The sequence below is a fragment of the Ramlibacter monticola genome (assembly GCF_016722785.1).
Taxonomy (GTDB): domain Bacteria; phylum Pseudomonadota; class Gammaproteobacteria; order Burkholderiales; family Burkholderiaceae_C; genus Ramlibacter; species Ramlibacter monticola.
In genome coordinates this window covers 276,225-296,344 of record NZ_JAEQNE010000002.1, presented here as the reverse complement: position 1 = coordinate 296,344, position 20,120 = coordinate 276,225, and the positions used below count along the sequence as shown (strand labels likewise).

Annotated in this window: 18 protein-coding genes and 1 pseudogene; 8 read left to right on the top strand and 11 right to left on the bottom strand. The window is 70.2% G+C overall.

The window, feature by feature from the left end; all coding sequences use genetic code 11:
- Positions 1–53 precede the first annotated feature (53 nt).
- From JJ685_RS30255 to dapC, 7 genes are all read right to left on the bottom strand, one after another.
- The gene (locus tag JJ685_RS30255; protein WP_330901737.1) at positions 54–284 is read right to left on the bottom strand and encodes a hypothetical protein; all 231 of its coding nucleotides are present in this window, start codon (positions 282–284) and stop codon (positions 54–56) included.
- Positions 285–624: 340 nt separating this feature from the next.
- Positions 625–2,571: an ABC-F family ATP-binding cassette domain-containing protein gene (locus JJ685_RS09295; RefSeq protein ID WP_201673971.1), complete on the bottom strand. Its 1,947-nt coding sequence runs from the start codon at positions 2,569–2,571 to the stop codon at positions 625–627.
- Positions 2,572–2,578: 7 nt separating this feature from the next.
- On the bottom strand, positions 2,579–3,451 hold the full coding sequence (gene prmB / locus JJ685_RS09290) for a 50S ribosomal protein L3 N(5)-glutamine methyltransferase (RefSeq protein ID WP_408015461.1): 873 nt from the start codon (positions 3,449–3,451) through the stop codon (positions 2,579–2,581).
- Positions 3,448–4,593 carry a succinyl-diaminopimelate desuccinylase gene (gene dapE, locus JJ685_RS09285; protein ID WP_201673970.1) on the bottom strand — a complete coding sequence of 382 codons (1,146 nt, stop codon included), beginning with the start codon at positions 4,591–4,593 and terminating at the stop codon, positions 3,448–3,450. Before dapE ends, prmB begins: the two co-directional genes overlap by 4 nt.
- 4 nt (positions 4,594–4,597) lie before the next feature.
- Entirely contained in the window at positions 4,598–5,755 is a 1,158-nt protein-coding gene (locus tag JJ685_RS09280) for a PilT/PilU family type 4a pilus ATPase (protein ID WP_201673969.1), read from the bottom strand.
- Between the two features lie 57 nt (positions 5,756–5,812).
- Positions 5,813–6,637, bottom strand: a complete 825-nt coding sequence (gene dapD, locus JJ685_RS09275) for a 2,3,4,5-tetrahydropyridine-2,6-dicarboxylate N-succinyltransferase (RefSeq protein ID WP_201673968.1) — start codon at positions 6,635–6,637, stop codon at positions 5,813–5,815.
- Positions 6,634–7,851: a succinyldiaminopimelate transaminase gene (dapC, locus tag JJ685_RS09270; protein WP_201673967.1), complete on the bottom strand. Its 1,218-nt coding sequence runs from the start codon at positions 7,849–7,851 to the stop codon at positions 6,634–6,636. The genes dapD and dapC overlap by 4 nt, the downstream gene beginning before the upstream one ends.
- Before the next feature lie 59 nt (positions 7,852–7,910).
- Between dapC and JJ685_RS09265 the strand changes: the two genes are divergently transcribed.
- Together JJ685_RS09265 and JJ685_RS09260 are read left to right on the top strand one after the other, a co-directional pair.
- A complete protein-coding gene (locus tag JJ685_RS09265; RefSeq protein WP_201673966.1) occupies positions 7,911–8,945 on the top strand; it encodes an alkane 1-monooxygenase in 1,035 nt (344 codons plus the stop codon).
- 118 nt (positions 8,946–9,063) lie between these two features.
- Positions 9,064–9,534: a hypothetical protein gene (locus tag JJ685_RS09260; RefSeq protein WP_201673965.1), complete on the top strand. Its 471-nt coding sequence runs from the start codon at positions 9,064–9,066 to the stop codon at positions 9,532–9,534.
- Here the strand turns inward: JJ685_RS09260 and JJ685_RS09255 are convergent.
- Positions 9,531–10,307 (bottom strand): C40 family peptidase, encoded by a 777-nt coding sequence (locus JJ685_RS09255; RefSeq protein ID WP_201673964.1) that lies wholly within the window; start codon positions 10,305–10,307, stop codon positions 9,531–9,533. The two genes, JJ685_RS09260 and JJ685_RS09255, sit on opposite strands and share 4 nt — an antisense overlap.
- A 174-nt stretch (positions 10,308–10,481) precedes the next feature.
- Here JJ685_RS09255 and JJ685_RS09250 point away from each other — a divergent pair, with 174 nt between their 5' ends.
- Positions 10,482–10,865 carry a VOC family protein gene (locus JJ685_RS09250; RefSeq protein ID WP_201673963.1) on the top strand — a complete coding sequence of 128 codons (384 nt, stop codon included), beginning with the start codon at positions 10,482–10,484 and terminating at the stop codon, positions 10,863–10,865.
- A 12-nt stretch (positions 10,866–10,877) separates the two neighbouring features.
- Here the strand turns inward: JJ685_RS09250 and JJ685_RS29725 are convergent, their stop codons facing one another.
- The gene (locus JJ685_RS29725) at positions 10,878–11,009 is read right to left on the bottom strand and encodes a DUF72 domain-containing protein (RefSeq protein WP_236598856.1); all 132 of its coding nucleotides are present in this window, start codon (positions 11,007–11,009) and stop codon (positions 10,878–10,880) included.
- 43 nt (positions 11,010–11,052) lie between these two features.
- A pseudogene (locus JJ685_RS30395) lies at positions 11,053–11,247 on the bottom strand (DUF72 domain-containing protein); the annotation flags it as partial.
- Positions 11,248–11,397: 150 nt separating this feature from the next.
- Here JJ685_RS30395 and smc point away from each other — a divergent pair.
- Genes smc through ligA form a run of 3 tightly spaced genes read left to right on the top strand, consistent with a single transcriptional unit; the run spans position 11,398 to position 18,010 of the window.
- A complete protein-coding gene (gene smc / locus JJ685_RS09240; protein ID WP_201673961.1) occupies positions 11,398–14,910 on the top strand; it encodes a chromosome segregation protein SMC in 3,513 nt (1,170 codons plus the stop codon).
- Entirely contained in the window at positions 14,910–15,935 is a 1,026-nt protein-coding gene (locus JJ685_RS09235) for a cell division protein FtsZ (protein WP_201674717.1), read from the top strand. The genes smc and JJ685_RS09235 overlap by 1 nt, the downstream gene beginning before the upstream one ends.
- Complete coding sequence (gene ligA, locus JJ685_RS09230) at positions 15,932–18,010, top strand: NAD-dependent DNA ligase LigA (protein WP_201673960.1); 2,079 nt, start codon at positions 15,932–15,934, stop codon at positions 18,008–18,010. The genes JJ685_RS09235 and ligA overlap by 4 nt, the downstream gene beginning before the upstream one ends.
- Before the next feature lie 3 nt (positions 18,011–18,013).
- Here ligA and JJ685_RS09225 read toward each other — a convergent pair whose 3' ends face one another.
- The gene (locus JJ685_RS09225; RefSeq protein ID WP_201673959.1) at positions 18,014–18,436 is read right to left on the bottom strand and encodes a YbaN family protein; all 423 of its coding nucleotides are present in this window, start codon (positions 18,434–18,436) and stop codon (positions 18,014–18,016) included.
- A 48-nt stretch (positions 18,437–18,484) separates the two neighbouring features.
- On the opposite strand from JJ685_RS09225, the gene def reads away from it, so the two are divergent.
- Together def and JJ685_RS09215 are read left to right on the top strand one after the other, a co-directional pair.
- Complete coding sequence (gene def / locus JJ685_RS09220; RefSeq protein WP_201673958.1) at positions 18,485–19,021, top strand: peptide deformylase; 537 nt, start codon at positions 18,485–18,487, stop codon at positions 19,019–19,021.
- Positions 19,022–19,094: 73 nt separating this feature from the next.
- Positions 19,095–20,114 (top strand): SGNH/GDSL hydrolase family protein, encoded by a 1,020-nt coding sequence (locus JJ685_RS09215; protein WP_201673957.1) that lies wholly within the window; start codon positions 19,095–19,097, stop codon positions 20,112–20,114.
- Positions 20,115–20,120: the final 6 nt, after the last annotated feature.

Sequence of the window (20,120 nt, the reverse complement as noted above, 5' to 3'; positions counted from 1 at the left end):
CATTGGAACCCGACGGTGCGGCGGCCCCGATAGGTGCCGCGAGCGAATCGCTGTCAGCCGGACGCTGATGCGCGGCGGCCCGTCTTCGCGGGCGCGGCGGGCGGCGGCAGTTGCAGGTGGGCCTGCCTGCACACCTCCACGCAATCCCGGATGTGCTGCTCGCCGAGGTAGCGGATGGCGGCGTAGCCGATCAGGGCGGAGATCGCCTGGCCCACGAGCGGCACATACCGGGTGGCCTGCTTCACGGTCAGGCGCTTGCCCGCCGCGGCGGCCGCCCGGATCACCAGGTCCTTGGTGATGAACTTGCCTATGACCCATCGAACCGACGACGCTCACGGCCTTCTCGACCTGCTCGCGCTTGCGCTGGGGCAGGCCGGCGATCTGCTCGGGCGCGAGGCCGAATTCCTCGTTGATGGCGGGGATCAGCCTGGACAGCAGTGCCGCATCGACCAGCCAGTCCACCCCGGGGATCGGAACGGCGCTGGCCGCGGCACCGGCCAGGGCGCGGCGGGTCAGGAATTTGCGGGCGCGCTGCACCGCGGCGAGGAGTGCCGGGTCGCCGGCGGCGAGCTGGAGCGAGGTGGCCATTTCGCTGCAGATGAGGCCGGGTCGCCCGGACGCAAGTCAGCCGCTGGCGGCGGCTTCCGCGGCTTCGATCTCGCCGGAAAGCTCCAGCCAGCGCTCCTCCAGCTGGCCGAGTTCGTCGGTCAATGTCTTCAACCGCCGGCCCGCTTGCGCGATCTCCGGCGGCGGCAGGGCGCCCGACAGGCGCGATTCGAGCTCGCCCTTTTCGGTTTCCAGCGTCGCCATGCGGCGCTCGGCCTGCTCCAGCTCCTTCTTCAGCGGCCGCAGGCGCGTGGCCAGCTGCTGCCTCTGCAGGGCCTGGGCCTTGCGCTGCTCCTGCGGGGTGATGCGCGCCTCGCCGCCGGCGGACGCGGCCGCCGCCGCCGTGGCCGCCACCTGCTCGCGCAGGCGCCGGGCTTCCTCCAGCAGGTACTTCTGGTAGTCGTCGAGGTCGCCGTCGAAGGGCGAGACCCTGCCGCGGCCCACCAGCCAGAACTCGTCGCACACCGAGCGCAGCAGGGCGCGGTCGTGGCTCACCAGCATCACCGTGCCCTCGAACTCGTTCAGGGCCACCGAGAGGGCCTCGCGCGTGTTGAGGTCCAGGTGGTTGGTCGGTTCGTCCAGCAGCAGCAGGTTGGGGCGCTGCCACACGATCATCGCCAGCACGAGGCGCGCCTTCTCGCCGCCGCTCATGGTGCCCACGGCCTGCGCCACCATGTCGCCGGTGAAGAGGAACTGGCCCAGGTAGTTGCGCAGGTCCTGCTCGCGGTCGGACTGGCCCGTGGCGGCCGCCAGCTCGCGCGCGAGCCGGACCATGTGCTCCAGCGGCGTGTCCTGCGGACGTAGCACGTCCAGCTCCTGCTGCGCGAAATAGCCGATGCCCAGGCCCTTGCCTTCGGTGACGCGGCCCGCCAGCGCAGGCATCGTGCGCGCGATCGTCTTCACCAGCGTGGATTTGCCCTGGCCGTTGGCGCCGAGGATGCCGATGCGCTGGCCGGCGAGCACGGAGCGGTCGACATGGCGCAGGATCGTCTTGTCGCCATAGCCGAAGGCGCCGTCCTGGATCACCAGCATGGGGTTCGGCAGGTTCTGCGGCTCCTTGAACTCGAAGGTGAATTCGGCGCTCGCCAGCACCGGCGCGATCTTCTCCATCCGCTCCAGCGCCTTGACGCGGCTCTGCGCCTGCTTGGCCTTCGTGGCCTTGGCCTTGAAGCGGTCGATGAACTTCTGCAGGTGCGCGATCTTGTCCTGCTGGCGGGAGTAGGCCGACTGCTGCTGCTCCAGCTGCTGCGCGCGCAGCAGTTCGAAGCCGCTGTAGTTGCTGCCGTAGCGCGCGAGCTGCTGGTTCTCGATGTGCAGCGTGACGCCGGTGACCGCGTCGAGGAACTCGCGGTCGTGGCTGATCACGACCAGCGTGCCCGGGTAGCGCTGCAGCCATCCCTCCAGCCACACCAGCGCATCGAGGTCCAGGTGGTTGGTCGGCTCGTCCAGCAGCAGCAGGTCCGAGGGGCACATCAGCGCGCGCGCCAGTTGCAGCCGCATGCGCCAGCCGCCGGAGAAGCTGTTGACGGGCCGATCCAGTTCGTCCGGACGGAAGCCCAGGCCGAGGATCAGGGCCTGCGCGCGCGGCACGGCGTCGTGGGCGCCGGCGTCGGCCAGGTCCGAATGCGCGTGGGCGATCGCGAGGCCGTCGCCGCTGGCTTCGGCCGCGGCCAGTTCCTCGCGCAGCGTCAGCAGGCGGGTATCGCCGTCCAGCACGAAGGCGGTGGCCGCTTCGTCGGTCTCCGGCATGTGTTGCGCCACCTGGGCCAGGCGCCACTGCGGTGGCATGGAGAAGTCGCCGCCGTCCTCGTGCAGGCTGCCATTGAGCAGGGCGAAGAGGGTGGACTTGCCGGCGCCGTTGCGCCCGACCAGGCCGACCTTCTCGCCCGGGTTGATGGTGACGGACACGCCGTCGAGCAGCACCTTGGCACCGCGGCGCAGCGTCACGTTGCGTAGCTGGATCACTGTCGAATCATCCTGTCCAGATCACCAGCGCGTCGCGCGTGAGCAGCAGGACCTGGTCCTCGCCCGCGCTGGTCTCGAGCCAGACGGTTTCCAGCTGCGGAAAGGCGTCTTCGAAATGGGCGCGCTCGTTGCCGATCTCCAGCACCAGCACCGCGTCCTCGCTCATGCGCGCGGGTGCGTCGCGCAGCAGCGCGCGCACGAAGTCCATGCCGTCCGCGCCGCCCGCCAGGGCCAGCCCCGGTTCGGCCCGGTATTCCGCGGGCAGGGCGGCCATGCTGCCCGCGTTCACGTAGGGCGGGTTGCAGAGGATCAGGTCGTAGGGGCCGGGCAGGGCCGCGAGGCCGTCCGACTGCAGCAGGCGGATGCGCCCGCCCAGCGCATGCCTGTCGACGTTGATGCGGGCGACCTCCAGCGCTTCCGGCGAGATGTCGGCGCCGTCCACCTCCACCTCCGGGTACGCCATGGCGGCCAGCACCGCGAGCGAGCCGTTGCCCGTGCACAGGTCCAGCACGCGGTGCGTCGCGTCGCTCAGCCAGGGGTCGATGGAGCCGTCGGCCAGCAGCTCCGCGATGAAGCTGCGCGGAACGATGGCCCGCTCGTCGACGTAGAAGGGCACGCCCTGCAGCCAGGCTTCGCGCGTGAGGTAGGCGGCCGGCTTGCGGCTGGCGATGCGCTCCTGCAACAGTGCGCGCACGGCCTGTTCTTCCCCGGGCTCCAGGTCGCGCTCCGCATGCTCGTCGAGTTGGTCGAGCGGCAGGCCGAGCTTCCACAGCGCGAGCCACGCCGCCTCGTCGAAGGCATTGGTCGTGCCGTGCCCGAAGGCCACGCCCGCCGCCTCCAGCCCGGAGGCGAGCTGTTCCACCAGCGCGATCAGTTTCACGGCCGGTCCAGGTTCTCGAGGACGCCTCGGTAGATGTCCTTCAGCGGCTCCAGGTCCGCCACCCGCACGTGTTCGTCGATCTTGTGGATGCTGGCGTTGACCGGCCCGAACTCGATCACCTGCGGGCAGATGCGCGAGATGAAGCGGCCGTCGCTGGTGCCGCCGGTGGTGGAGAGCTCGGTCTGCAGCCCGGTCACGCCGCGGATCGCGGACTGCACCGCGCCCACCAGTTCGCCCGGGGTGGTGAGGAAGGGCTGGCCGCCCACCGTCCACTGGAGCTCGTAATCGACCTGGTGCCGGTCCAGGATCGCGTGCACGCGCTTCTGCAAGTCCTCCGCCGTGCTGACGCTGGCGAAGCGGAAATTGAAGTCGATCACCACCGAGCCGGGAATGATGTTGCCCGCGCCGGTGCCGCCGTGGATGTTGCTGACCTGCCAGCTGGTGGGCGGGAAGAAATCGTTGCCGCGGTCCCACTCGGTCGCGGCCATCTCCGCCAGCGCCGGCAGCGCCATGTGGATCGGGTTCCTTCCGAGCTGCGGGTAGGCAATGTGCGCCTGGATGCCCTTGACGGTGAGCTTGCCGGTGAGGCTGCCGCGACGGCCGTTCTTGATCATGTCGCCCAGCTGCTCCACCGAGGTGGGCTCGCCGACGATGCAGAAGTCCAGCTTCTCGCCGCGCTGGCGCAGTTGCTCGCACACGACCACCGTGCCGTCGACGCTGGGGCCTTCCTCGTCGCTCGTGAGCAGGTAGGCGATGCCCAGCGAGGGATCGGGCGTCTTCGCCAGGAACTCCTCGACGGCGACCGTGAACGCCGCGATGGAGGTCTTCATGTCCGCCGCGCCGCGGCCGTACAGCATGCCGTCGCGATGGCTCGGCACGAAGGGATCCGACTTCCAATGGTCGAGCGGCCCGGTCGGCACCACGTCCGTGTGGCCGGCGAACACCAGGGTGCGGCCCGAGCGGCCGGGGCGCTTGGCCCACAGGTTGCGCACGCGGAAGTCGTCCGGCCCGCTGACGATCGTCTCGCAGGCGAAGCCGAGCGGCTTCAGGCGCGCTTCGACGATGGCTTGGCATTGCCCGTCTTCGGGCGTCACCGAGCGCTGGGCAATCAGCTGCTCGGCCAGGTGCAGGACTCTGGACATCCCGCTAGTGTTTCACGTCGAGCGTGATCTCGGTGAACGAAGGTTCGTCGTCGAGGTCTTCCGCGCTGTCGCCCTCGTTGCCCAGCGACTTCTCCACCTCGGTGGCGGTGTTCTGCAGCCGCCACTGGAGGTTGGTCGGCGAGTCGGCGTAGGCCAGGCCTTCCTTCTTGTCCACGACGCCGTCGAGGATGAGGCGCGCGATGTCCTGCTCGAAGGTCTGCGAGCCCTCGGCCATGGACTTCTCCATCGCCTCCTTCACGCCGGAGAAGTCCCCCTTCTCGATGAGTTCCGACACCAGCTTGGTGTTCAGCATCACCTCCACCGCCGGCGCGCGGCCGCCGGCCACGGTGCGCAGCAGGCGCTGCGACACGATGCCCTTCAGCGCCGCCGCCAGGTCGCCCAGCATGGTCGGGCGCACTTCCACGGGGTAGAAGGACAGGATCCGGTTCAGCGCCTGGTAGCTGTTGTTGGCGTGCATGGTCGCCAGGCACAGGTGGCCCGACTGGGCGTAGGCGATGGCGGCCGACATCGTCTCGCGGTCGCGGATCTCGCCGATCAGGATCACGTCGGGCGCCTGCCGCAGCGCGTTCTTCAGCGCGGTCTGCAGCGACTGCGTGTCGCTTCCCACCTCGCGCTGGTTCACCACGCACTTCTTGTTCCGGAAGATGAATTCGACCGGGTCCTCGATGGTGAGGATGTGGCCCGTGGCCGACTCGTTGCGGTGGTCGATCATGGCCGCCAGCGTGGTGCTCTTGCCGGCGCCGGTGGAACCCACCATCAGCAGCAGGCCGCGCTTCTCCAGGATCAGGTCGGCCAGGATCATGGGCACCTGCAGCGTGGAGAGCGGCGGGATTTCGGTGGCGATGTAGCGGATCACCGCGGCGATCGTGCCGCGCTGGCGCATTGCGGAGAAGCGGTAGTTGCCGGCGCCTTCCACGGCATAGGCCATGTTCAGCTCGCCGGTGGCGTCCAGTTCCTCCATGCGGTGCTCGGGCAGCACTTCGGCCAGCAGCGCGCGCGGCGCGTCCGCCGGCAGCAACTGGTTGTTGATCGGCAGCGTCTGCCCGTTGATCTTGATCATCGCCGGCGCCTGCGCGGACAGGTACACGTCCGAGGCCTTCTTGTCGGCCATCAGGCGCAGGATGCGCTCCATCGTTCCCATTCAGCCACTCCTCTTGCCGTCATCCCCGCGCAGGCGGGGATCCAGGGCATTTTCTTCTCAGTCGCGCAGCAGGTCGTTCAGGCTCACCTTCGCGCGCGTCGCCGCAGTGACCTTCTTCACGATCACGGCGCAATACAGGCTGTGGCTGCCGTCCTTGGAGGGCAGGTTGCCGCTGACCACCACCGAGCCGGCCGGCACGCGGCCGTAGTGGATCTCGCCCGTCTCGCGGTCGTAGATCTTGGTGCTCTGGCCGATGTACACGCCCATGGAGATCACGGAGTTCTCCTCCACGATCACGCCTTCCACGACCTCGGACCGGGCGCCGATGAAGCAGTTGTCCTCGATGATGGTGGGATTGGCCTGCAGCGGCTCCAGCACGCCGCCGAGGCCCACGCCGCCGGACAGGTGCACGTTCTTGCCGACCTGGGCGCAGGAGCCCACGGTCGCCCAGGTGTCGACCATCGTGCCTTCGTCCACGTAGGCGCCGATGTTGACGTAGGAAGGCATCAGGATCGCGCCCTTGGCGATGTAGCTGCCGCGGCGCGCCACGGCGGGCGGCACCACGCGCACGCCGGTGGCGGCCATCTCCTCGGGGGACAGGTGCGAGAACTTGGTCGGCACCTTGTCGTAGAAGGCGAGTTCGCCGCTCTTCATCAGCACGTTGTCGTTCAGGCGGAACGACAGCAGCACCGCCTTCTTCACCCACTGGTGGACGGTCCACTTGCCGACGGCCTCGCGGGTCGCCACGCGCAGCTTGCCGGTGTTGAGTTCGCCGATGACGTGTTCTACGGCCTCGCTCGTTTCCTTCGGGGCGCCCTTGGGCGAAAGGCTGGCGCGGTCGTCCCACGCCTTGTCGATGATTTGCTGGAGCTGCTGGGTCATGGGTTCTGGGCTTGTTGCCGCCTGGATTGGACGAATTGCACGATGCGCTGCGCGGCTTGGAGGCACTCGGCGGTGTCCGCCACCAGCGCCATGCGCACGCGACCGGCGCCGGGGTTGAAGCCTCCCGCTTCGCGGGCGAGGTAGCTGCCCGGCAGCACGGTGACATTGTATTGAGCCAGCAGCTCGCGGGCGAAATCGGTGTCGCTGCCACGCACGCCCGCCCACAAGTAGAAGCTGGCGTCGGGCAGGTGCACGTCGAGCACCCGCTCGAGCAGCGGCGTGACTTCGGCGAACTTGCGGCGGTACTGCTCGCGGTTGTCCACCACGTGCTGCTCGTCGTTCCAGGCGACCACGCTGGCCGCCTGCACGATCGGGCTCATGGCGCTGCCGTGGTAGGTGCGATAGAGCAGGAACTGCTTGAGGATCTGCGCGTCGCCGGCGACGAAGCCGCTGCGCATGCCGGGCACGTTGCTGCGCTTCGACAGGCTGGTGAAGGCCACCAGCCCCTTGAAGTCCTGGCGCCCCAGCCGGGCCGCCGCTTCCAGGCCGCCCAGCGGCGGCTCGTCGCGGAAGTAGATCTCGCTGTAGCACTCGTCCGAGGCGATGACGAAGCCGTACCGGTCCTGCAGCGCGAACAGCTTGCGCCATTCGTCCAGCGGCATCACCGCGCCGGTCGGATTGCCCGGCGAGCAGACGTACAGCAGTTGCGTCTTCGCCCAGGTCGCCTGCGGCACGCTGTCCCAGTCCACCGCGAAGTTGCGCGCCGGGTCGCTGGGCGCGTAGTACGGCTCGGCGCCCGCCAGCAGGGCCGCGCCCTCGTAGATCTGGTAGAAGGGATTGGGGCAGACCACCACGGCCGGCCGGTTCGGGTCGATCACCGTCTGGGCGAAGGCGAACAGCGCCTCGCGCGAGCCGTTCACGGGCAGGACCTGCGTTTCGGCGTCGAGCCGCAGGCCGTAGCGGCGCTCCAGCCAGCCGATGCAGGCCGCACGCAGTTCGGGCGTACCGGCCGTGGGCGGGTAGCCGGCCAGGTCGCTGCCGGGCACTTCCATGGCGGCGGCCAGCGCCTGCTTGATGAAGGCGGGGGTGGGGTGCTTGGGCTCCCCGATGCCCAGGCTGACGGGGCGGTAGGCGGGATTCGGCGTGACGTCCGAGAAGAGCTGCCGCAAGCGCGCGAAGGGATACGGCTGCAGCCGGGACAGCAGGGGATTCATCCGCGGATTATCCCAGCCCCGCGATTGACCTTTCTTTGCACGGGCAGTCCAATTCCTGCATGAACGCGACGCGCCTGCGTGCCGGCGACCTGCGCTTCCTGCTGGGGCTGCTGCTGCCTGCACTGACGGTGCACTCGGTGACGGCGCTGCCGCATGCGGCCGGTTTCATCGCGATCGGCGTCCTGGTCCTGATCGCCGGGCTCGAAGCGGGGATCCCGGCGCTGGCGCGCTCGCCGGCGCCGAACGCGGATGGCGGCGCGCTGCGCTGGCTGCTGCGGCTGTACGTACCGCTGGAACTGCTGCTGCTCTGGGCCGGCGCCGCCGCCGCGGTGCAGGGGAGCTGGCCGACGGTCGTCGGCGTCGGCATCGCGGTCGGCTTCATGACGGGTTCGCAGGGCATCACCTACGCCCACGAGCTCGGGCACAGCCGTCATCACGCCGACCGGGTGCTTGGCTGGGTGCTGATGACGCTGGTCGGCTACCCGCAGTTCATGGTGGAGCACTACCGCGGGCACCACGTCCGGGCCGCCACCCGGGACGATCCGGCCTCGGCCCGCCACGGCGAAAGCCTCTGGGCCTTCCTGCCGCGCACGCTGGCCGGCAGCCTGCGCAGCGCCTGGGAGCTGGAGGCGAGGCAACTGCGATGGAGGCACCGTGGGTGGCTGGCGAGCCCGCTGTTCTGGACCACGCTCGCCGCGGCCGCCTGGCTGGTGGCGCTGGCGGCGCTGGGCGCCTGGAAGCTGCTCGCGTTCTGGCTGGTCCAGTCCGCCTTCGCCGTGTGGCTGCTGGAGACGGTGAACTACATCGAGCACTACGGCCTGCAGCGGCGCACGCAGGCGGATGGCCGGCCGGAACCCTTCGGCGTGGCGCACGCGTGGAATGCGGACCACGCCGTCTCCAACAGCCTGCTGGCCAACCTGCAGCGGCATTCGGACCACCATGTGCACGCCTGGAAGACCTTCGCGGAGCTGGAGCCGCTGCCCGGGCCGCAATTGCCCACCGGCTATGCGGGGTGCATCCTGCTGGCCGCCGTGCCTCCCCTGTGGTTCGCGCTGATGGACGCGCGGCTCACGCCGTCCGCGGCCTGCGGGTAGCTCCAGGCGATACTCCCGGTAGATTGCCGCGCCCTCGGCGCCGATTCCTGCCACCCGCGAACGCTCCCAGGACCACAGTCCGCCGCACAAGCATGTGCTTGGGCTTTCGAGGATCTCCATGAAGAGCGCTTCGCTTCCGCGTCGCATCCTGATGGCTGCCACCGCCTTGTCCGCCACGCTGCTCACGGGCTGCTACGTCGTCCCGATGCAGCCGGGGGCCGGCGCGCCGACCGTGGTCGTACCGGCGGCGGGCGGGCCGGCCGTCGTGCCCGCGGCGCCGCCCGCGCCGGTGACCATCACCGCCCGCCTGTATCCCGCCAACGAGCAGGCCAGCGCCTATGGCGTGGTGGCGGCGGTGGTCACCAACGACCTCAACGGCCGCGGGCACTTCTCCACGGCGATCGGCGGCGAGAGCTTCGCCGGCGAGGCGACCCGGGTCGGCGGTTCGGGCCGGGACGGCGTGGCCAACGACGCCGGCAGCCGCGGCAGCTACCTGAGCTGCCGCTACACCATGAACTCACCCACCCTGGGCAGCGGCCACTGCCGCCACTCCGACGGGGCGCAGTTCTCGATGCACATCGGCTCCTAGACGATGGGAGCGCCCAGGGGCTGGTACTTCAGGTGCCCCACGTAGACCAGCGCCTGGTGCGTGCGCACGGAAGGCACGTCGCCTTCGCGCATGTGCAGCAGGTCCGCCGGGCTGAGCAGGCGCGGGTCGGCCTCGGTGAGGGGCAGGCCGGCCCGCCGATAGGCCTCCAGCACGAACTGGGAGCAGAAGAAGGTGTCGCTGCTCCCCAGTCCGAGGTGGAAGGCGCCCAGCCCCTGCAGGCAGAAGTCGCGCACCAGCGTGGGCGTGAGCGGCAGTTCGCACAGCTTGCGGTCGATGGCGAAGGGCGCCTGCAACATCACGCCCAGGAGGTTGTACTTCTGCCCCACCGTCTCGCCGACGAAGGCCTGCATGCGCAGGACATGCTCTTCCCGCACGCCCGGGTGGCGGAAGGCGACGGCGGTGGCTTCCTCCTCGAGGAACTGCTCCAGGGTCCGGCGGCGGATGCCTTCCCCCACAGCTTCGGCGATCTCGGCGCTGCCGACGTAAAGGGAGGCATGGCTCACCGGGGCCAGCGTCATCAGCCGGATGCCCAGCGAAGTCGCCCCGTTGGCGGCCGACAGGATGATGTCGCCCGCCTGCAGGTCCTGCGCCTGCACGCGGATCACCTCGCCCGTGCTCGGTTGCAGGCCCGGGTTCTGCACTTGCAGCAGCGGACGCGCCGCCTCGGGCTGCTGCTCGTCGTAGAAGCGGGTGGCACAGCCCGCCAGCAGGGCGAGCGGGGCTGCGGCGAGGAGGCGGCGGCGCGTCGGCATGCGCCGGATTCTAGGTGCCTCGGCAGTAGAGACACGGGGCTGCCGGTGGGTCTGCGAGGGGGCTGGAGGCCAAGCCCCGGCGCTAACCCCTTTCTCCGGCGCCCGGACTCCCAGGCTTTCGCTGCGGCGCCCGGAGGACTATTCTGGCGACCCGCCCCTTGCGAAGGAGCCGCCATGCTGCATCTGTCCGAGTCCAGGGTCACCACGATCCTGCCGGTGAAGGACCTCGACCGCGCCCGGGCCTTCTATGAATCCAGGCTCGGGTTCTCTCCCGCCAGGCCCAAGCCGGATGGGGCGTGGGTGTATGAACTGCCGAACTTCTCGGTGGCCCTCGTGCCGCGCGAAGGCGGGACCAAGGCGGAGCACACCGCGCTCAGCTTCGAGGTGAAGGACATCGTCGACGGGATCCGCACCCTGGAGCGGGCGGGGGTGGTCTTCGAAGACTACGATTTTCCCGGGCTCAAGACGGTCGAGCACGTGTGCGACATGGGCGGCGAGAAGTGCGCCTGGTTCCGCGACACCGAAGGCAACTACCTTTGCCTTCACCAGAACCTTTGAAAGAGGCCCCGCTCAGGCCGGCTCGGGCGTCCAGGTGACGTCCAGCATCTGCATCAGCTCCCGCGCATTCACGGGCGCGTGGCGCTTGTCGGTGTTGTCGAAGTAACAGTAGACGTCCCGGCCGGCCCGTTCGCGCGAGCGCACCGGGCAGATCAATCGCGCGTCCCCCGGTTCGGTGCCCTGGGCGCCAGGCGTGGATGAAGCGCGCCCAGCGTTCCAGTTCCTCCGGCGTGTACCGGCTGTTGTAAAGCTCGGTCGAGCCGTGCAGCCGCATGTAGACGAAGGGTAGAAGTGGCCGCGCCAGGGGGTGTAACGCCAGCCCGAGACGCCGATCAGGACTTTGCCCGCCATGATTGCCACAATTTTGGCAATTTCGCGACACTTTCGGGCGCGGGCAGCCCGGCAGGAGGGCCTGCGGCAGAAGGTATCATGCTCCCCCAAAGACGCCGGCGCCCGGAGCGCTGCGCGACGTCCCGTCGCGCGACTCCCCCGCCGGCGTTCTCATTCGAGTCAGCCACAGGGGCGAGGGGCCGTGCGTCTCAATTCGATCAAGCTTTCCGGGTTCAAGTCCTTTGCCGAGCCCACCAACTTCATGCTGCCCGGCCAGCTCGTGGGGGTGGTCGGGCCCAACGGCTGCGGCAAGTCCAACATCATGGACGCCGTGCGCTGGGTGCTGGGAGAGAGCAAGGCCAGCGAGCTGCGCGGCGAGTCCATGCAGGACGTGATCTTCAATGGCACGACCACGCGCAAGCCCGCCTCGCGCTCCTCGGTCGAACTGATCTTCGACAACGCCGACCACCGCGCCGGCGGCCAGTGGAGCCAGTTCGCCGAGATCGCCGTCAAGCGCGTGCTGACGCGCGACGGCACCTCCAGCTACTACATCAACAACCAGCCGGTGCGCCGCCGCGACGTGCAGGACGTGTTCCTGGGCACCGGCCTGGGCCCGCGCGCCTACGCCATCATCGGCCAGGGCACGATCAGCCGGATCATCGAATCCAAGCCCGAGGAACTGCGCCTGTTCCTGGAAGAGGCCGCCGGCGTCTCCAAGTACAAGGAGCGTCGGCGCGAGACCGAGAACCGGCTGCAGGACACGCGCGAGAACCTGACGCGGGTCGAGGACATCCTGCGCGAACTGAACACCAACCTCGACAAGCTGGAAAAGCAGGCCGAGGTCGCGGCGAAGTACAACCAGCTGCAGGCCGACGTCACGCTCAAGCAGCACCAGCTCTGGTTCCTCAAGCGCACGGAAGCCGAGAACGACCAGTCGCGCGTCAAGGCCGACGCCGACAAGGCGGTGAACGACCTCGAGTCGCGCGTGGCCGACCTGCGCCGGGTCGAGAGCGAGCTGGAGACGATCCGCCAGGCCCACTACGCCGCCGGCGACCAGGTGAACCAGGCCCAGGGCCAGCTCTACGAAGCCAGCGCCGAGGTGGGGCGGCTGGAGGCCGAGATCCGGTTCGTGGTGGAAGGCCGCCAGCGCGCCGAGCAGCGCCTGCTGCAGCTGAAGGAACAGGCGGCGCAGTGGTCCACCCGCAAGGAAGAAGCGGAAGCCGAGACCGAGAACCTGGCGGCCCAGACCCTGGAAGCCGAGGAGAAGGCGACCCTGCTGGCCGCGCAGGTCGAGGAGCAGGGCCTGCAGATGCCGGACCTGGAAGAGGCCCTGCGCCAGGCGCAGTCGAAGTCTTCCGAGCAGCGCGGCGCGGTCACGCAGGTGCAGCAGCAGATTCAGGTGCTGGCCGCCGACCAGCGCAACATCGAGGAGCAGTCGCGCCAGCTCCAGCAGCGCCGCGAGCGCCTGGTGGCCGACCGCAACGCGCTCGCCGCGCCGGACGAACAGCGCCTGGCCAACCTGCAGCAGCAGCTGGCGGCGGCCCAGGAAACCGCCGAGACCGCCGACGCCCGCCTGCACGAACTGCAGGAGCAGGTGCCGCAGTTGGACGAGGACCGGCGCGCCCGGCAGCAGGACGTGAACGCCCAGAGCGCCCGCCAGGCCGACCTGTCGGCCCGCATGGAAGCACTCAAGGCGTTGCAGGAGAAGGTCCGCACCGATGGCAAGCTGCAGCCCTGGCTGGCCAGGCACGGCCTCGCCGGCCTGCAGGGCCTGTGGACGAAGATCCACATCGAGCAGGGCTGGGAAAACGCGCTGGAAGCGGCGCTGCGCGAGCGCATGAATGCGCTGGAGGTCTCGCGGCTGGACATGGTGCGCGCCTTCGCGGGCGACGCGCCGCCGGCCAAGCTGGCCTTCTACCACGCCCCTGCCGCGGGCGCGCCGGAAGCGGCCTCGGCCCTGCCGCGCCTGGCCGACTTGCTGCGCCTGAACGATGCCGGCCAGAAGGCGCTGCTGGCCGACTGGCTGCACGGCTGCTACACCGCCGCCTCGCTGGAGGACGCGCTGGCCGCGCGCGACAAGCTGCAGGGCGGCGAGACCCTCTTCGTGAAGTCCGGCCATGCCGTGACGGCCCACAGCGTCAGCTTCTATGCGCAGGACTCCGAGCAGGCCGGCCTGCTGGCCCGCCAGCAGGAAATCGAGAACCTGGAAAAGCAGCTGCGCGCCCAGGCGCTGATCGCCGAGGAGGCGCGCACCGCCCTGGTCCGCGCCGAGGCCTCCTACAGCGACGCCGCACAGCGCCTCACCACGGCGCGGCGCGAAGCGGCCGAAGGCCGCAGCCGCGCGCACGAGCTGCAGGTCGAGACCCTGCGGCTGACGCAGCTGGCCGAACAGACCCGCGCCCGCAGCGAGCAGATCGGCTCCGACCTCGCCGAAGTCGACGCCCTGCTGGAGGAACTGCAGGAGCGCCGCGTCTCCGCCGAGGCCCGCTTCGAGGAACTGGACATGCAGCTGGCCGACAGCCAGGAGCGCCACGCCCAGCTCGACGAGAGGGTGATCGCGTCGGAGCGCAAGCTGGCCGAGGCGCGCGAGCAGCACCGCAGCCTGGAACGCCAGGCGCAGGAAGCGCAGTTCGCGCAGCGCGCACTGGACGCGCGGCGCGGCGAGCTGCAGCGCGCCATCGAGACGGCCACGCAGCAGGCCACGTCCATCGCCGCCGAGGAGGAGCGGGCCCGCGCCGAACTCACGCGCCTGACCGATGCCGCGGCGCAGGCCGGCCTGCAATCCGCGCTGGAGCTCAAGTCCGAGCGCGAGAAGGTGCTGGGCGCCCGGCGCAGCGAATACGACGACCTCACCGCCAAGCTGCGCGCCAGCGACGAGCGCCGGCTGCAGCTGGAACGCGAGCTCGACCCCTTGCGCCAGCGCATCACGGAATTCCAGCTGAAGGAGCAGGCCGCGCGCCTGGGCCTGGAGCAGTACACGCAGATGCTGGTCGACGCGCAGGCCGACCTGGAGTCCGTGGGCCGGTCGGTCGCGGAGAGCAACGTCCGCCTGCAGGGCCTGCAGGCGGAGATCGACCGGCTCCACCGCGAGATCGCGGCGCTGGGGGCGGTGAACCTCGCTGCGCTGGAGGAACTGAGCACCGCGCGCGAGCGCAAGCAGTTCCTCGACGCCCAGTCCAAGGACCTCACGGAGGCCATGGTCACGCTGGAAGACGCGATCCGGAAGATCGACGGCGAGACGCGCGAGCTGCTGGGAAGCACCTTCCAGACGGTCAACGAACACTTCGGCCGCATGTTCCCGGAGCTGTTCGGCGGCGGCAACGCCAGGCTGGTGATGACCGGCGAGGAGATCCTCGACTCCGGCGTGCAGGTGATGGCGCAGCCCCCGGGCAAGAAGAACCAGACCATCCACCTGCTCTCGGGCGGGGAGAAGGCGCTGACGGCCATCGCGCTGGTGTTCGCGATCTTCCAGCTCAATCCGGCGCCCTTCTGCCTGCTGGACGAGGTGGACGCGCCGCTGGACGACGCCAACACCGAGCGCTACGCCAAGCTGGTGAGCAGCATGAGCAAGGAAACGCAGTTCCTCTTCATCAGCCACAACAAGATCGCCATGGAGATGGCCGAACAGCTCATTGGGGTGACCATGCAGGAGCAGGGCGTCTCGCGCATCGTGGCGGTGGACATGGAATCCGCCGTGTCGATGGCCGAGGCATGATGACCGAGTTCACCTTCGGCATCGCGCTCCTCGGCGGCTCGGTGCTCGCCGCCCTGGTCGCCTGGAACGCCTGGACCACCCGCCGCAACACGCCCCGGCAGCCGGAGGCTGCGGCGGCCGCCGCCACGGTGGAGGCCCCGCCGCAGCGCACGGAGCCGACGTTCGACGAGGCGCCGCTGGCGCCGTTGCCGGTGCCGGAGAAGCGCCCCGGCCTCGATGCCCTGATCGACGTGCTGGCCCCCATCGCCGTCGATGCGCCGGTCTCCGGCGAACTCGCGCTGTCGGTGCTGCCGCCGACGCGCCGCGCCGGCAGCAAGCCCTTCGCCATCGAAGGCCGCAACGAGGCCACCCAGGAGTGGGAGATGCCGCGGGCCGGCCAGCGCTACGGCGCCTTCCAGGCCGGCGTGCAGCTCGCGAACCGCAACGGGGCACTCAACGAGATCGAGTTCTCGGAATTCGTGGTGAAGGCCCAGGCCTTCGCCGACGCCGTCGGCGGGGGGCCGGCCTTCCCCGAAATGCGCGACGAGGTGACGCGGGCCCGCGAGCTGGACCAGTTCGCCAGCGCCCACGACGCCCAGCTGGGCTTCACGCTGCGCGCGCGCAATGCCGCCTGGAGCCCCGGCTACGTGCAGCAGAGCGCGGCGCGCCTGGGCTTCGTCGCCGGCGCCATCCCCGGGCGCATGGTGCTGCCGGCCAGCGTGGCGGGCGGCCCGCCGGTGCTGGGCCTCGCCTTCGCGCCGCAGGCGGCGCTGGCCGACGACCCGGCGCAATCCGCCATCCGCGAACTGACCCTGAGCCTGGACGTGCCGCAGGTGCCGCGCACCGAGCAGCCTTTCGTGCGCATGCGCGACGCCGCGATCGCCCTGGCCGCCTCCATGGACGGCCTGATCACCGACGACGACGGCCGCGTGATCCCGGCCGACGCCCTGGACGTGATCGGCGCGGACCTGGAGCACCTGTACGACACGCTCGACGCGCGCGACCTCTCGGCCGGCTCGCCGCAGGCGCGCCGGCTGTTTTCATGAGCATCCCCGCCCCGATCCAGGAACGCGCCGACGCCCTGCGCGAGCTCCTGCACCACCACGCCCACCAGTACTACGTGCTGGATGCGCCCGCGATCCCCGACGCCGAATACGACAAGCTGTTCCGCGAGCTGCAGCAGCTGGAGGAGCAATACCCGGCGCTGCGGACGCCCGACTCGCCCACGCAGCGCGTCGGCGGCAAGCCGCTGGAGGGCTTCGCCAAGGTCCGGCACCGCGTGCCCATGCTGTCGATCCGCACCGAGACCGACATCGAGGCCACCGGCGCGCGCAACTTCGACGCCCGGGTGCGGCGCGAGATGGGCCTCAAGGAAGGCGATCCGCCGGTCGACTACGTCGCCGAACTGAAGTTCGACGGCCTGGCGATCAGCCTGCGCTACGAGCGCGGCGTGCTGGTGCAGGCCGCCACGCGCGGCGACGGCGAGATCGGCGAAGACGTCACGCAGAACATCCGCACGATCGGGCAGATCCCGCTGACCCTCTCCCGCGCGCGGGAGCGGGCCGGGGGGAGGGCGGCCGTCCCTCCCGTCCTCGAAGTCCGTGGCGAGGTCTACATGCGCCGCGACGACTTCGAGCGCCTCAACGAGCTGCAGCGCGAGAAGATCGCCCGGGGCGCGAAGAACGAGAAGACCTTCGTCAACCCGCGCAACGCCGCCGCCGGCGCGGTGCGCCAGCTCGATCCCGGCATCGCCCGCCAGCGGCCCCTGAGCTTCTACGCCTACGGCTGGGGCGAGATCGAGGGCGGCCCGGCCTTCGCGACCCACTACGAGGTGCTGCAGGCGCTCAAGGCCTGGGGCTTCCCGGTCTCGGACCGCACCGTGCTCGCGCGCGGCGCCGACGAACTGGTGGCCTACCACCAGGCGGTCGGCCGCGACCGCGACGGCCTGCCGTTCGACATCGACGGCGTCGTCTACAAGGTCGACGATCTGGCGCTGCAGAAGCAGCTCGGGTTCGTGACGCGCGAGCCGCGCTGGGCGGTGGCGCACAAGTTTCCCGCGCAGGAGCAGCTCACGACCGTCGAATCGATCGACGTGTACGTCGGCCGCACCGGCAAGCTCACGCCGGTGGCGCGGCTGGTGCCCGTGTTCGTCGGCGGCGTGACCGTCACCAACGCCACGCTGCACAACGAGGACGAGGTCCACCGCAAGGACGTGCGCATCGGCGACACGGTGATCGTGCGGCGCGCGGGCGACGTGATCCCCGAGGTCGTCGCCGTCGTGCCGGAAAGGCGCGTGGCCGGCGCGCCGGTCTTCTCCATGCCCGCGCAGTGCCCGGTCTGCGGATCGGCCGCGGTGCGCGAGGAGGGCGAGGCCGACCATCGCTGCACCGGCGGGCTGTTCTGCAGCGCCCAGCGCAAGCACGCGATCCTGCATTTCGCGCAGCGCCGGGCGATGGACATCGAGGGCCTCGGCGAGAAGCTGGTCGACCAGCTGGTGGAGACCGGCGTGATCCGCGTCCTGCCCGATCTCTATCGCCTGGGCCTGCAGGGCCTCGTGGCGCTGGAACGCATGGGCGAGAAGTCGGCGCAGAACCTGCTGGCGGCGCTGGAGCAGTCCAAGTCCACCACGCTGCCGCGCTTCCTGTACGGGCTCGGCATCCGGCACGTCGGCGAGTCCACGGCGCGCGATCTCGCGCGCCACTTCGGCCGCCTCGACCCGATCATGGATGCGGGCGTGGAGCAACTGCTGCAGGTTCCCGACGTCGGCCCCGTGGTGGCCGAGAGCATCCATGCCTTCTTCGCGCAGCCGCACAACCGCGAAGTGATCGAGCAGCTGCGCGCCTGCGGCATGCACTGGGAAGAGGGCGCGCCCGCGGTGGAAGCGCCCAGGGCGCTGGCCGGCAAGACCGTGGTGCTCACCGGCACGCTGCCGACGCTCTCGCGCGACGAGGCCAAGGAGATGCTGGAAGCCGCCGGCGCCAAGGTCGCCGGCTCCGTCAGCAAGAAGACCGATTTTGTCGTCGCGGGCGCCGAGGCCGGCAGCAAACTGGACAAGGCCCGGGAACTGGGCGTGACGGTGCTGGACGAAGACGGCCTGCGCCAGTTGCTGGCGGGCGCCTGACCCTCAGGCGCCGGTGTCGGGGCGCCGCTCCGGCCGTCGCCACAGCCAGAGCAGGACGGCCGCCGCGAGCAGCAGCGCCAGGAGCACCAGGTTGCGCCAGCCCGCCGGCGCGACGAGGAGCGCCACGACGCCGCTGACGGCGATCATGACCGTGGCCAGCCACTTGGCGCCGCGCGGGACCACGCCCGCTTCCTCCCATTCGCGCAGCGGCCGCCCGAAGCGCGGATGCGTGAGCAGCCAGCGATGCAGCCGCGGCGAGCTGCGCGAAGCGGCCCAGGCCGCCACCAGCAGGAAGGGCACCGTGGGCAGCACCGGCACCACGATGCCGATGACTCCCAGCACGACGCAGACCGCCGCCAGTGCCTGCAGGGCCCAGCGGGCGGGGGCGGTGAGTCCTCGGGGGGCTGGCTGCAGTTCGGGTTCCATCACCGTACAAGATACCAGTTGCGCGCGCCGCGCGTATGCTCCGGAACCATGTCCGTAAGAGAAATACTGAAGATGGGAGACCCGCGCCTGCTGCGCGTCGCGCAGCCGGTACGTGCCTTCGACACCCGCGAGCTGCACGCGCTGGTCGCCGACATGCAGGACACGATGCGCGCCGCCAACGGCGCCGGCCTCGCCGCGCCCCAGATCGGGGAAGACCTGCAGGTGGTGATCTTCGGCACCGACGCGCCCAATCCGCGCTACCCCGACGCGCCGCCCGTCCCGCGCACCGTCCTGGTCAACCCGGTGCTCACGCCGATCGGCGGCGAGGAGGAGGAAGACTGGGAAGGTTGCCTCTCGGTGCCGGGCCTGCGCGGGGTGGTGCCGCGCTGGCGGCGCATCCGCTACGCCGGATTCGACGAGAAGGGCCGGCCGGTGGAACGTGAGGTCGAAGGTTTTCATGCGCGGGTGGTGCAGCACGAATGCGACCACCTGGTGGGCAAGCTGTATCCGATGCGGGTGCGCGATTTCACCCGCTTCGGCTTCACCGAGGTCCTGTTTCCGGACCTGGCGCAGGAGGACGATTAGTACAAAGGGTTTCCCCGGAGCCCCTGGCCCGCCCGGGCGACCATTCTTGCGGAACCCGCACCAGGAGAGTGCCATGACCTACCAGGCGATGACGGTCGATCCGCGCAGCCATCCGCACGCGCCGTGGCGGGGCCTGTTCCGGGTGGAGGCGAACTCCGGGCTGGTGAGCGACGTGAGCCGCGGCCTGGACGCGATCCAGCCGGAACGGGCCGTCTACGCCGAGGGCGACTCCTGGTTCGACAAGTTCACGCCGATCGGCCTGCGCGGCACCAACCTCCTGGACGCCTTGCGGGCGCCCTTCCTCACCGCGGTCGTGGACGTCGCGCACATCGGCGACGAGATCCACGAGATGGTCTCGGGGCGGCAGGAGCGCCAGACCCGCACGCTGATGCGCTTCTTCCGCTTCGACGCGATCCTCCTGTCGGCCGGGGGCAACGACCTGCGCGCGCTGTTCGAACGCGAGTTCGCGGGCCGCACCCGGCCCTGGACGAAGCCGGACGTGATGGAACTGGTGCACCGCAGCCGGCATCGGGACTTCTTCCTGCCGGTGATCCAGGACATCGGCCGCTTCTTCGACCTGCGCGACGATTCCCCGCTCAACGGCAGCACGCCCATCCTGCTGCATGGCTACGACTACCTGCAGCCGCGGCCGGCCGGGGCGCAGGTGTTCGCCGGCACCCGCCTGGGCACGGGCCCGTGGCTGTACCCGATGCTGCGCCGGGCCAACCTGGACGCCCTCCAGATGCGGGCAGTGGCCGATGCCGTGATCGACGAACTGAACGAGCAGCTGGAGGACTTCTGCGCCACCCGCAGCAACGTCACCTTCATCGACCAGCGCGGCCTGCTCACGCCGGCCGCGCCCGGCACGGAAGGTCCCAGCCACGACTGGATGGACGAGATCCACCCCGCCGACCGCGGCTACGCCAAGCTGGCGCGCCAGCGCTGGGACGTGCTGCTGGCGCAGAAACTGGGTTGGGACTTCGCGCCGGACGACCTGCAGGTGGCGGAACCGGGAAACACGCCGAGCACGGCGGTGGACGACATCATCCCGGCCGAAGCGCTGTTCGCGGGCTGGCAGCCGCCGACGGCCTAGCCTGAG